This window comes from Clostridium senegalense (assembly GCF_018916625.1).
GTDB lineage: Bacteria > Bacillota > Clostridia > Clostridiales > Clostridiaceae > Clostridium_J > Clostridium_J senegalense.
Window position 1 is genome coordinate 309703 of record NZ_JAHLNC010000002.1, and the last position, 14306, is coordinate 324008.

General features: G+C 24.4%; 11 protein-coding genes. 2 read left to right on the forward strand and 9 right to left on the reverse strand.

The genetic code is table 11. The features are described 5' to 3' along the window. Nucleotides 1-78: 78 nt before the first annotated feature. The 5 genes from KQI36_RS06655 to KQI36_RS06675 all read right to left on the reverse strand — a co-directional run bounded on the left by KQI36_RS06655 (nt 79) and on the right by KQI36_RS06675 (nt 4658). Complete coding sequence (locus tag KQI36_RS06655) at nt 79-828, reverse strand: acyl-[acyl-carrier-protein] thioesterase (protein ID WP_010294479.1); 750 nt, start codon at nt 826-828, stop codon at nt 79-81. Nucleotides 829-1349: 521 nt separating this feature from the next. Next, nucleotides 1350-1868, reverse strand: coding sequence for a ferritin family protein (locus KQI36_RS06660; RefSeq protein ID WP_216450226.1), 519 nt, complete (start codon nt 1866-1868; stop codon nt 1350-1352). A gap of 104 nt (nt 1869-1972) precedes the next feature. Then, entirely contained in the window at nt 1973-2533 is a 561-nt protein-coding gene (locus KQI36_RS06665; RefSeq protein WP_010294483.1) for a manganese efflux pump MntP, read from the reverse strand. 429 nt (nt 2534-2962) lie between these two features. Further along, nucleotides 2963-3457: a flavin reductase family protein gene (locus KQI36_RS06670; RefSeq protein ID WP_216450371.1), complete on the reverse strand. Its 495-nt coding sequence runs from the start codon at nt 3455-3457 to the stop codon at nt 2963-2965. 88 nt (nt 3458-3545) lie between these two features. Further along, entirely contained in the window at nt 3546-4658 is a 1113-nt protein-coding gene (locus KQI36_RS06675; protein ID WP_216450227.1) for a methyl-accepting chemotaxis protein, read from the reverse strand. Nucleotides 4659-5169: 511 nt separating this feature from the next. On the opposite strand from KQI36_RS06675, the gene KQI36_RS06680 reads away from it, so the two are divergent. Beyond that, nucleotides 5170-6534, forward strand: coding sequence for an MATE family efflux transporter (locus tag KQI36_RS06680; RefSeq protein ID WP_216450228.1), 1365 nt, complete (start codon nt 5170-5172; stop codon nt 6532-6534). 60 nt (nt 6535-6594) lie between these two features. On the opposite strand, the gene megL is transcribed toward KQI36_RS06680, so the two are convergent. The 4 genes from megL to KQI36_RS06700 form a co-directional block, all read right to left on the reverse strand. Beyond that, nucleotides 6595-7794, reverse strand: a complete 1200-nt coding sequence (megL, locus tag KQI36_RS06685; RefSeq protein WP_010294487.1) for a methionine gamma-lyase — start codon at nt 7792-7794, stop codon at nt 6595-6597. A gap of 278 nt (nt 7795-8072) precedes the next feature. Next, nucleotides 8073-9635 carry a sigma 54-interacting transcriptional regulator gene (locus KQI36_RS06690; protein WP_216450229.1) on the reverse strand — a complete coding sequence of 521 codons (1563 nt, stop codon included), beginning with the start codon at nt 9633-9635 and terminating at the stop codon, nt 8073-8075. A 1353-nt stretch (nt 9636-10988) separates the two neighbouring features. Next, nucleotides 10989-12737 (reverse strand): deoxyguanosinetriphosphate triphosphohydrolase family protein, encoded by a 1749-nt coding sequence (locus tag KQI36_RS06695; RefSeq protein ID WP_244991508.1) that lies wholly within the window; start codon nt 12735-12737, stop codon nt 10989-10991. Nucleotides 12738-12886: 149 nt separating this feature from the next. Beyond that, nucleotides 12887-13399 (reverse strand): dihydrofolate reductase, encoded by a 513-nt coding sequence (locus tag KQI36_RS06700; RefSeq protein ID WP_216450230.1) that lies wholly within the window; start codon nt 13397-13399, stop codon nt 12887-12889. A 155-nt stretch (nt 13400-13554) separates the two neighbouring features. Between KQI36_RS06700 and KQI36_RS06705 the strand changes: the two genes are divergently transcribed. Next, on the forward strand, nt 13555-14133 hold the full coding sequence (locus KQI36_RS06705; protein ID WP_216450231.1) for a DUF6512 family protein: 579 nt from the start codon (nt 13555-13557) through the stop codon (nt 14131-14133). The last annotated feature ends 173 nt before the right edge of the window (nt 14134-14306 follow it).

The following is a 14306-nucleotide window of genomic DNA, read 5'->3' on the forward strand; positions in this document are numbered from 1 at the left end:
TGATTTTTAAATTTAAATATCTTTTATTTAAAAGACCTTAATAAGAATACAACGTTCCAACAAAAAATTCAATAGTTTTTACATATTTTTAAAACTAATTTTTGCTTGGAATAATTCAACATCTGTTTCCTTATTTTTTCCTTGTATATAATAACTATTTTTTTCTTCTTTTACATCATATTTGTAAAAAAATATTTTTTGACCTTCTTTAGCTTCTTTTATAAAATTCACCTGAATACTACTTATTCTTTTTTCCTTAAAGTCTTCTGTTTTAAAACAATCCTCTACCCATTCCACATACTTTGCATTATTTACATGGTTATTTAAATCTATATCATTATATCTTACTTTTCTTTTTCCAATAAGTTCTCCTTCCTCTTTATTAAATCTAATTTTGTTTATTCTTTTATATGGCTTAAATCTTTCTTTTATAACTTCATATGGAATATCTTCTTCTTTAGGTTTATATGGTAGTGGTGATTTTTTGTCTATTAACAAATATGCTGCATCAATATCACCTAGATGTTCATTGTTTTCACCATATATTCTAAAGGATCTTAAAAAAAACATTCTATCTAATCCACTAGGCCAAGTCTCTATAGTTATCTCTTCATTCCATTTAGGATACTTTATCATATCTAATTTTATTCTAGATACTACCCAATACATACCTTTTTTTCCTAAAGCCTCGTATCCATCTCCTAAAATTTCAGAATGTAAACTTGATGTTTCTTGCATGTAATTTATTATTGAATGTGTTTTTATCTTTTGTGTAAAATCTGTCTCATAAAATTTTATTTTATAACTTTTTTTAAATATATTACTCATATTTACTCCTCACTTTAGTTTCTAACTTTTACTTTCTATATAGTTTTAAGTTTTAATTTTAGCTTATATAGGGTTTCAAATTAAATTTTAAACTTATTCATTTATAAAATGAGAAAACTCGAATTAATATTTTATCAATAACTAACAGATTATTTTAGTTAAGAGTAAATAGTTAATAGTTGTGGCTATTACTATTCACTTTGATGCTAGTAATTCTTAACTAAATATATTTGCACTTATTTTTCTCCACTGATAACAAAAATTTCATGAATAAATTTATATTTGAACTTGTTTCCCTATATAAAATTCCAAATTAAATTTATCAAATAAGAAAATTTTAATTTTTTCCATCTACAATATCACTTTACAAATAATTCTATTATTAATCTTTTATAATTAAATAGTTCTATATTATTTATTATATATTTAATATTTTTCATTTCAAATAAAAACCTTTATCCTAATTTAAAGAAAAGGTGTATTAAAATGATTTAATCACCTTAATACACCTTTTATAGATATTAATCGCTTATTGGTCCATATTTATCTTTATCAATTTTTAGCAATACTTGAGTAAGCTCTTCAGCATGTTCTTTTTCATCCAATATTATTTTATGCAAAATATTTTTTCCTTCTCTATCTGGTATTTCATCAAGTAAATCTTCATACAATACAACTGCTTCAAACTCTCCTTTGATATCTTCCCTTATGGTATTAAGTATTGTTCTTTTATCTTTTTTGTTATCACCATTTTGAATTCTAAAAGGTTTTTCATTAAACTCATCTTTTTTTAATACACGTTTATACATTTCATACTCTTCTCTATCAACTTTTCTTAATAGATAAAGTATCATTCCATAATGCTCTTTTTCTTCTTCTAAGATGTGCTCAATTACATTATTAAGTTCTTTTATGTCACTATAAGCAAGAGTGTTAGTATAATCGTCAATTGCTACAAGCTCTGCTATTAATACCTCTCTAAGTATATTTTCATAACATTTAGCTTTACCCTGTGGTTGTCTTTTAGTTGTATAACTCATATTTACTCCTAATTTAAATTACTATTCACTTTTAATATATCCAAAATAAGTTCATTTTGTTACTTAATAACACATCCTTTTGCTAAAACTTATTTTAAAATCTTTTATAATATTCCTAAATGCTCTAAAAGAATTTTAGCACCTATAAGAATTAATATAATTCCACCTAGAAATTCAGCTTTACCACCTAAAACATCCCCTAGCTTCTGCCCAATAAAAACTCCTATAAAACATGCTATAAATGTAATTATAGCTATAGAGCTTGCAGCTAATACTATGCTAACATTTAAAAATGCAAAACTTACACCTACTGCTAATGCATCTATGCTAGTGGCTATTGCTAATATTGTCATAACTTTTACACTTAAATCACTAGTTATATCACTTTCTTCGCCTTTTATAGCTTCATAAATCATCTTACCACCAATTATGGCTAGCAAAATGAATGCTATCCAATGATCAAATTTTACTATATAATTAGTAAACTTAATTCCTAATAGCCATCCTATAAGAGGCATAGCACCTTGAAATATTCCAAAATATAATCCTGCTTTTAATCCATTCTTAATCCTTTCATTTTTAGATTTCATTCCAATACTTAAAGAAACAGCAAATGCGTCCATTGCAAGAGCTAATGCTGTCAAAAAAATAGATATAATACTCATAAAAAATCCTCCATATTTTATTTATATAATATTTTTGATAACTAAATACCAAATTATTCTTATTTAACACTTTCTTTTAAATTCCTTTTTACTTTTTGCAATTACTACTTTTTTTAAACTAAAAACTTATTTAATCCATTAATAAAAAAAGACCCATGTATAATACAAAATTAAATTTTGCATTATACATAAGTCTCACTATTTAATCCAAAGCCAGGTTAAAACCAGTATGTTGACCTTGATACAACCAAAGTTGTCAGCTACTCCCTTATGATAAATATTCTTAAATTCTAAAATATTTAACAACTTTAACCATTATATTATAAATAACCTACTTTGTAAATATTGATAATATATAAAAGGAAATGGTTCTAAATTTTCTTTAGCCAAATCCTTTATATTTAGTTATAAACTCTTTAGAATCTTATACTAAAGTTCATAACAGTCTAATATTTCTCCATAATATAATACATGATAGTCATTATCACTATAAACTTTTTCATCTATTTCTTTATCTAACATACTTTTATCCATTTCATGTTTATAAAGAATTTTGCATTCATATTGTAATTTACATCCTGATATTAATGGAGTATCTACAGTTTTACCTTTTTCTAATTTTAAATTACATTCTTTTATTTTATCAAAATCTCTTCCTGATTTTGTTCCACAGAAAATCAATTCATTTTTCATTGAATCATCTACTGGAATACTTACAGTAAACTCTGTTGCTTTTTCCATTAAATTATAAGTATGTCTACTTTTTCTCACCATAACCATAAATATAGGTTTTTTCCACATGTATCCCATTTGGCCCCAACCTATTGTCATAGTGTTTACTTTTTCACCATCTTTAACTGTTAGAAATGCACCCTTACCTTGAAGATTTTCTAAAGCTATTTCTAATTTTTCAGTATATTTCATCATACATCACCTCACATTTTAATCTTAATATTTTATAAATTAATTTGCAAATTTTACATTATAGTTTTAATAGATTTTCTACTAACTTTTACTGAGGAATATTCAAGATTTCATTTTTTATATTTTCTCCTATATCTCTAGACATATTATTAAATTCTTCACTTACTGCTGCAATTTCTGTTAACGAATTATTTTGATCAATATTTATTTTAGAGCTTTCTATGGATACCTTTTCTATTTTCTCCATAGAATTTAGCATAATTTCAGATGCATTTTCTATACCTTTAATTAGTTCTAAAAGTTTGTTCACTCCATTTGCTCCTGCTAAAAGATCAGTATCTGTCTTTTCTATAAATTCCACAGTGCTTTGAACAATATCTATTATTGCATCTATAGTTTCTTTTATTTCCTTAGTTGACTCCTGAGATACTTCTGCTAATTTTCTTATTTCTTCTGCAACAACAGCAAACCCTCTACCAGATTCACCTGCTCTTGCTGCCTCTATTGAAGCGTTAAGTGCTAATAAATTTGTTTGAGATGCTATCCCCTGTATAGTAGTTAATATATCCACTATAAGCTCTGATTTACTTTTCAAATCGTTAATTTTATCTACAGATTTTTTCATAGAAATATTTATTGATTCAATATTTTCTTTAACTTCATGTCCAAATTTTGTGCAACTTTCTGTTTGTTCATAAACTTTTTGAGCTGTTTTTAATCCACTCTTAGATTCTTCTAATATATCATTAGATTGAGTTTTTATTTTATTTGATACCTCTGATATATTTTTCATAGACATCTTTATATGCGATGAAAAACCATCTATTTTACTAGAATTATTTTCAACTATATCTATTATTCCGTCTAAATTTATTGATTCTCTTATCTCATTTAAAATTCCTACTTCATTACCATTATTATCATATAACTTGGAAGTATTAATTAAATTACTTAAATGAACGCCATTTTTATCTTTCAAATTTTCATTTAATTCTTCTTTAGCTCTGTTCTTATCTAAACCTGTTAATTCTTCCATACCTTTAGTCCAGTATATTAAATTATTATCTAAATCTTTTATCCAAAACATATTTGATGTAGCTTTACATAAAGATTCTAAAATATTATTTTCTTTTTTAAGATTTTCTATTCTTTTGTTATTTTCTTCTATCTGTTGTAATAACTTTTTATTTTTCCCTAACATTTGACTCCCTCCAAAAATACTACCACTTAATTTAATAATATTATATTTAAATAATTATTATATATCTTAAGTGAAAACTTAATCTATATAAATATAATTTAAAAAGTATATGATTTATTTTAAATGCAAATTTTGTTGATAGATATAGGGAAACAAGCTCCAATTTAGATTTATTTAATGACCTTAAAATATTTTATACAAGATACAGTGTTGAATTCTAAGTGACTCGGAGCATATCTCACTATTTTAGGCATCCAAGTTTTTGAATGTATAACTTTAATGTTCAACTTGGAACCCTATAAATCAAAAAGTATTTTAAAATAATATAGAAACAAGAATATTAGTATGCTATATTATTCTAAGGTTATAAAATTATAACTATAAAAAATATATTGCTAATTTACATTAAACAAATTTTTATATTAATATATATATTATCGTATTTTTTTATATTTACTAATATATTTAGATAATTGTTCACAATTTTTTAGAGAAAAGAAGGGGGATTTTATTGAATAAAAAAATTGATTTAATTAATGGTAAAATTACAGATTCTTTAGTTGCACTTGCTATTCCAATTATGGGTACATCATTTATTCAAATGGCTTATAATATGATTGATATGATTTGGATAGGTCGAATGGGCAGTTTAGCTGTTGCAGCTGTTGGTACTGCCGGCTTTTTTAATTGGCTTGGGCAATCACTTATGATACTTTCTAAAAGTGGAGCTGAAATATCTATATCTCAATCTTATGGAAAAAATAACATAAAAGATGCTCAAAACTATACTAAAAGTGCAATTCAACTTACTATAATATTTGCGGTATTCTATATGTTTTTTCTAATTATATTTAAAAGTTCACTTATTGGATTCTTTAAATTAAACAGCCAAAATGTAATAAGTATGGCTGAAACTTATTTATTCGTTATTGCACTTGGAATGGTTTTTAATTTTATAAACCCAGTTTTAACAGGTATTTTTAACGGCTCTGGAGATAGTAAAATTCCTTTTACTATCAATACTGTAGGTCTTATATTTAATATAGTTTTAGATCCTTTACTAATATTCGGATTAGGTCCAATACCTTCTCTTGGGGTACTTGGTGCTGCCCTTGCTACAATTTTATCTCAATTATCTGTTACTATACTATTTCTAATTCATATAAAACGTCAAAATTCTTATCTATTTAAAATAAATATTATTTCTAAATTAGATTTAGCATATAGTAGAAAAATTATAAAACTTAGTCTTCCTGTAGCATTGCAAAATGGTTTGTTTTGTTCATTTTCAATGATGATTGGACGAATAATAGCTTTTCATGGCGACACTGCTATTGCAGTTCAAAAAGTTGGCTCCCAAATTGAATCTATATCTTGGATGACAGCTGGTGGTTTTTCTACAGCTATAAGTGCATTCATAGGACAAAACTATGGTGCAAAACAATATAATCGTATTATTGAAGGTTATAAAGTAGCCATAAAATTAGTTTCTATAATTGGTATATTTGCAACAGCATTACTTGTTTTAGGTGCAGAACCTATATTTAAATTTTTCATAAATGAACCTGAGGCTGTATCTATGGGTATTGTGTATTTACAAATACTTGGTGTTTCTCAATTATTTATGTGTATAGAAATAACTACTACAGGCGCTTTTAATGGTCTTGGAAAAACATTATTACCATCACTAATTAGCATAATTCTAACTGGTTTAAGGGTACCTTTTGCATATTTATTATCCAATCCTAATTTTTTTGGACTAAATGGTGTTTGGTGGACAATTAGTATAACAAGTATATTAAAAGGATTAGTACTAATTTCTCTATTTACTATATTAATATTAAAAAATAAAAAATTTAACCATGAACTTATATAATTTTTTCTATTTAAAAAGGTTGTGCTAAAATATTTTAACACAACCTTTTGTATTTAGTTCCTATAATATACTATTTAGAGCTTTATCTAAGTCATCTATTATATCTTCCGCATTTTCAAGACCTACTGCAAGTCTTATTAAATTATCTTTTATTCCAGCTTCTTCTCTCTCTTCTGGAGTATATGGTGAATGTGTCATTGAAGCTGGATGTTGTATTAGTGTCTCAGCATCACCTAAACTTACTGCAAGTGCACAAAGTTTAGTATTATTTATAACTTTTTTACCATCTTCCAAATCACCCTTAATTTCAAATGCTATTATAGCTCCTGATAATGACATTTGTTCTTTTCCTAACTCATATTGAGGAAATGATTTTAATCCTGGATAATAAACTCGTTCTACTGCTTTATGTTTTTCTAAAAACTCTGCTACCTTAATAGCATTGCAGCAATGCTTTTCCATTCTTATAGGAAGTGTTTTCATTCCTCTTATTACTAAATAAGCATCAAATGGACTCATTGATGATCCAGTCATGTCTTTAACCCCAAATAATCTTACTTTTTGTATGAATTCTGCATTTCCTACTACAAAACCACAAACTACATCTCCATGTCCATTTAAAAATTTAGTTCCTGAATGAATAACTACATCTGCACCTAATTCTAAAGGTCTTTGTATATACGGAGTGCAAAATGTATTATCTACCATTAACATACAATTTTCTTTAGAATGTGCTATTTCAGCTGTTGCTTTTATATCTACTAAAGCTAAATTTGGATTTGCTGGAGTTTCTATATAAACTAATTTTGTATTATCTTTCATAGCATTTTTTATATTTTCTGGATTAGTTGCATCTACGAAAGTAACTTCAACACCAAATTTTGTTATACCATGATTTAAAAATGCAAAAGTACATCCGTATAAAGTTTTTGCTGCTACTATATGATCACCAGCTTCTACAATTGACCAAATAGCAGAAGTTATAGCGCCTATACCAGAGCTCATAGACATTGCAGCTTCTCCACCTTCTAATAACGCCAATTTATCTTCTAACACAGTATTTGTTGGATTTCCTAATCTACTATATATATATCCATCTTCTTCTAATGCAAATCGTCTTCCACCTTGTTCTGCATCATCAAATACAAAAGTAGAAGTTTGAAATATTGGAGTTGATAATGCACCAAAGGCATTTTTCATATTTCCTCCATGTATAGCTTTAGTAGCAAATCCCATATTTTTTAAATTTTCATTGCTCATATTTATCCTCCTAACAAATTTAAAAATATAAATACTCAGGTTCTTATGTATTTTATTTTTATTATTTTATTATTAGTAGAGCAACTTTTATGCCAAATATTTAAATATCAATATAATTCGTTTAGATAGCTAAGCCAATTTAGCTATTAATCACTACTAAGCTCTTAATAATAAGTTTTCAACATCAATAATTTAATAACTTATAAATATAATAAAACAGGTAACGGTTATAAAAATGACCAAATAGTGGTCATTTTTATAACCGTAGGTCAATATTTTTACCATTTTATATTATATTTCTTTATCTTATTTATAATTGTTCCATGAGTAACATTTAATTTCCTTGATGCTGCCCTTATAGATTTTTCCTTTTTCAAAGTTCTTAATATTACATCTCTCTCTACTTTTTCTACCACTTCTTTAAGAGTTTTTTCATCATCAACTTCTATATTATTTATTCTTTCAAAAAATACTTTATTATCAAACAATAAACATTCTAATGTTAAAATATCATTAGAACATAAATTTATAGCACGCTCTATTACATTTTTAAGTTCTCTTATATTTCCAGGCCAATCATATTTTAATAATTCATTTATAAATTCATTATTAGCATATTTAATACTTTTGTTTATTCTATGATTTAAAAATTCAATAAAATATTTGGTCAAATAAGGTATATCCTCTTTTCTTTCTCTTAATGGTGGAATAAATAATGGAATTACATTTAATCTATAATATAAATCTTCTCTAAACTTCTTTTCCTTTATCATTGCTTCTAGATTTCTATTTGTAGCACATATTATTCTGACATTTACTTTTTCTTCTTTTGTTCCACCTATTTTTCTTACCTTTCCATCTTGAAGAACTCTAAGAAGCTTTGCTTGCAAAATAGGAGATAGTTCTCCAACTTCATCTAAAAATAATGTTCCATTATTTGCATTTTTTATTAAGCCATCTTTTCCATTATTTAATGCTCCTGTAAAACTTCCTTTTTCATATCCAAAAAGCTCACTTTCCATTAGCGAATCAGGTAACGCTGCACAATTTATAACTACAAATGGATTTTCTTTTCTACCACTCAAGTTATGTATAGCTTTTGCAAATAATTCTTTTCCAGTTCCACTTTCACCTCTTATAAGTACTGTAGAACTTCCTTTTGCAACAAGTTCCACTACTGATTTAGTTTCTTCTATAACTTTACTTGTTCCAACTATGTCCTTAAATGCTCCTTCTCGAGTATGACAAACAACCTTTGCCATCTCTATAGCTTTTTTCATATCTTTTATAGAACAAACTGCACCTACTACCTTTTCATCATCATCCCAAATAGCTCTACCTGTTGTTATATAACAAGCTTTTCCTCTATTATTTTCACTAGTTGTATTTATATTTGTATATTCATTTCCATGCTTTATTAAATTAATTATAGATTTATTATTTTTAATTACTTTTTCAAAAGATTTACCAATTACCTCATCTTTTTTGTAATTAAATATATTTTCACAATAACTATTAAATAATTCTATATTATAATTTTTATCTATAACCAAAATTCCATCATCTACTGCATCTATTATTGCTCTTAACCTTTTTTCATTTTGCTCATAATTTAAAAGTTCTATAGTTTTTATTTCTGATACTTCTTCAATTGTCTTTATATTTTTCATGAGCTTTAAGATTTCATTATATTCTATCTTTTCTATTTTTAAATATAATCTGTTAGGAAAAACTTCTAAAGATATTAAATTAATATTAGCTAAGTATATTTTCTCTAAAACTTTAAAAGTTATTCCTATTTTATCTTCTGTTGATATTTCTAACCTTAAATATCTATTCATTTAATTCCCCCAAATTTTTAATATCTTAATAAATCAAATATAATTACAATAAATTGTTTTATATGATTCAATAAATATATATTATAAATAATACCAATTATATTCAACTATCATAAAAATAATTTTAATTGTGAAAAATGGTGATTTTAAATATTAAAATCACCATTTTCATATCTTTATAGTATTGTAATATAGTAATAACATTTTTAAATAATATAATTATTACTATATCTAAAATAACCTCTGATGTTATTTTATAAATTACATTTTAGATAAATTTAAATATATTTTTATATAAACATTTTTTTATTTCAACTCCATTATTAAATAAATATTTTATTATTTTAAAACATTGTTTTCTTTTTCAATTGAAAGAGCTAAATCTTTTCCAGAGACGAATGTTCCAACTATAAAGATATGAACAACTGTAGTGATTACATTCATAAAGTCTTTCACTATTAACTCCTCCTTTGAGTTAGCATATTCAATTAAATAATAAATCAGTTATACATCTATTTTGAGCTATTATTTTCTTTCATATGCATTATTTGATATTATTTTATGGATAAAATATATTTTTTTATTCAGATTTTATCATAATTTTATTTTATACTAGTAATTCATGGTATATTTTTATTATTTTTTTCCATTAGTTTTGTTAAAATTTTATAATTTTTTTTAATCAATACTGCTATTTTTTAACAATATTAATGGATTTTATTTATATTTTACAACTTATTAACTTTTAAATAATAATGTTAAAAATTTCTATATTTACTATCAATTTAGATACTGATATAATAATAATTGAAATTTAAATTTTCTGAATTTTAACTTTTTTCATTTTTATTTTATTCAGAATATAAATATTCAATTTTAATTTTAATTGCCCTTTATGGTCATACTTAATTACTTTTCAATTTTAAAGTTAATAATTAATCACCATTCTTATTGTAAGGTTTTATAAAATTTTATAGCTTAACTATAAAAATTCAAATTTATAGTTTTTATTTTTAATATCCCTATATTAAAAGCTATAATCAAAATTTCTTTTGCTAACATTCATTTAATTTAACTTTGAAATTACTAAGTATGACCTTTTATATAATTTTATACTTTTAACTTTTATACTTAATACTTTTTATTAAATTTAAAAAATAAAAACTTAGCCTAAACTAAGTTTTTATTTTTTTTACACATTTTAAAATAAATAATAAGTCAAAGATGAGAAGTATATTTTAAGTTAGACAATGAAATAGATTCCACAGATAGTAGTACTACCTAAGTGTTCTGTTGACACAGTATAACACAAAATAACCTAACATCCTGACTCATTCATTTTTTAAAGATGACTTATATATTAATCCCATTATATAATTTTTTAAATTCATCTATAGCATAATTATCTGTCATTCCAGCTATATAATCACATATGGTTGATAAATAATAGTATCTAAGTTCCTTTAATGTGTAAATATATCTTTCCTTCTCAGTAAGATTTTCTAAATTTGTTTCTTCTATTTTAAAATTTGCAATTTCTTCTATCAAATTTTGCTTATTATCTATGACATTATCATTAAAATCTAATAAATCCATCTTCTCTAATTTAAATTTTAAAAGATTAGTATAAGATTCTATTATGCCTTTTTTATCGTTGTTAAAACTAATATTTTTTATTTCTATCTTTTTTCCATTAAACAAAATTTTAACATTATATATATCACTACATATTTTTTTTACATTGCTTTGAAGTCTTTCTAAATTATGCTTTGGCATTTGTCTTGGATTTGCATAATATGCTTTAAATAGTTGTTTAATTATATATCTAGAATTTCCATCAAATCTATTAACATTATAAGAATTTAAAATTTTAGCTTTTATATACTCTTCAATAGCTTCATCTAGTTGTTTTCCATAATAAGAAAAGTCAACTAATTTTTCTTTAAAATAGATTCTATTATTACTTTCAGCTTTTACATTAAACCCTTTTTTCAATATATTGTTCATAGAATTTGTTGTTACATCTGTTATAAAAAAATCTATAACATCTCTTGTTAATTGATTAATTTTAAAACTCTCACTATAATCCTTTATATCTCCATTTTCGCCAAAACTCTTATCAAAATCATTATTATATATGTTTTCTAATATAGTCATAGAGTTTTCAACATTATTGATTTCCTTAGCATTGAAAATACTTCTATTAATTCTATCTAATGCTAAGTTTTCTTTTATATTATTTTTTAAGATTATTAGAATTTCTATACTATCTTTAGATATATAATTGAAAGCTTTGTTTTTTTCATAATGATCTAATATTTCATTTACCTTCTTATATATTTTTATAGCAATAGATTCATAACTTATATTTAAATCATTATCTTTTACTCCATCATCTATATCATGTTGTCTTTGTGCAATTTCATCACTAACATTTACAATTTGTCCTTCTAACGTAAAAGAAAAAGGAAGTTCCATACACTCTTTCAAGAACATCTCATCTTGAATAAACCTATTAAGTGGCCAGTTATTTCCATTCCGTTTAGTTTTAGTATGTTTTAAAATCCCTTCCATAACTTGCCAAGTTAAATTCATACCTCTAGTTTCCTTAAATTTAACTTCTAACTCATCCAATATTTTTAGAGAATGAAAGTTATGCTTAAAACCACCATAATTTATAGATGGGTATATTCTATTTGACAAAGTATCTTTGCCAATCATTAAATCATCTAATGTTCGCTCTCCTTGATGCCCAAAAGGAGTATGACCTATATCATGCCCAAGTGCAATAGCTTCCGCCAATGCTTCATTGAGATTTAAATTTCTTGCTATTTTCCTTGCTATTTGAGCAACTTCTAAAGTATGAGTCAATCTAGTTCTAAAATGATCACCTTTTTGATGACTATATATTTGTGCCTTATGTTCAAGTCTTCTAAAAGCCCTTGAAAATATTATTCTATCTCTATCCTTTGCAAATTCATCCCTCAATGAAAAATAATTTCCCTTATGATTTTCTTCACTTATTCTTCTATCTGTTTCTTTACCTTGTTGAGCAAAGTTATTTACTTCTATAAATTGTCTTTTTTCTTCCCAATTTTCCAATTTTATCCACCTCCTAAAAATTGAAATATTACTTTTATAAACTTCCAATCTTGAATTTTAATTTATACATTCATTAAATGTTAAAGTTTATTTTAGCTAACCTTTACTAGTTATCAATACGTTTAACTCCATGTTGATTTTATATATAATTAAAGTTCATATTTTACATCATTATTTTCATAGATATTAAAGTTGAATTTTATGTTGTTTTCTTTAGATGTGATAGTCTTTCCTCTTCTTATGAGTTTCCAATTTTCATTATTATCTATGTCAAAAAATTTCTTGTCACTATTATATTTTTCATATATTTTAGTAACATATGCATAATTACAATAGGGCGCTAATAAATTATATATACTTTCTCCTCCAATACAAAATACATCATCACTATTATACTCTTTTAAAGTTAAAAATAATTCTTCTAAAGAACTTACTATAAAAAAACCTTCTGCTTTATAATTATTTTGCTTTGTAAAGACTATATTTATCCTATTTTTTAATGGCTCCATATTAGGTAGAGACTCTCTAGTCTTTCTGCCCATAACAACAACTTTTTCTATAGTTGTATCTTTAAAAAACTTTAAATCTTCTTTTATATTTGCAAGAAGATTTCCTTTACATCCTATTCCATAATTTTCATCTACAGCCACAATAATATTCATTATTTCCACCTCAAATTTCAGAATAAACAATATTTTAATTATATATTCTAACATATATAAAATTTAATTTAAATCATAAAAACAATATATAATGCATACCTTTACTATGTAAAAGACTATTTTATCATTTTAAAATATATTTAAGGAGATTTTATATGTTATATGAAAGTAAAAACAATAAACTTTTAAAATCTACTATTATAGGAGTTATATTTATAATTATAGTAGGTTCTTTGCTTCACTTTACTTATAAATTGTCTAATAACAATCCAATTGTAGGTCTTTTTTCACCTATAAATGAAAGTGTTTGGGAACATCTAAAAATGGCAGTCTTTGCTTCTATATTCTATATTATTTTTGAATATAAATTTGTAAAAGATTATGCTAAGAATTATTTCTTTGCTAAAGCTTTAGCTTCACTTTCAACTATGATTGTAATTCCTATCTTATTTTATATATATACTAGCTTCACAGGAAAATCTATTCTTTTTATAGATATTCTGATATATATAGTAGCTTGTATAATATGGGGAATAATTAATTACAAGATTACTTCTAGCAAAACTATTTATCCTAATATAAATGGCTTAGGAATTATATTACTCCTAATAATAGTTCTATCTTTCTTTATATTCACTATAGCCCCTTTAAATTTGCCTATTTTTAAAGAAAATCTAAATACTCCTAATGGACTATTAATTATAACTAATCTAGTTAATAATTTAAATATTTAACAATTAAAAAATCCCTATAAACAGTTTTTAAATTGTTTATAGAGATTTTTCATTTTTAAATGTACAGCCTTATATTCTTTTTAAATTAAATTTAGCAGGTGCTAGCTACTAAATTTTTGCAAAGGAAGAATTTAAAAATTAAATTCAAAGAATCTAAGTTGCACATGTTAATT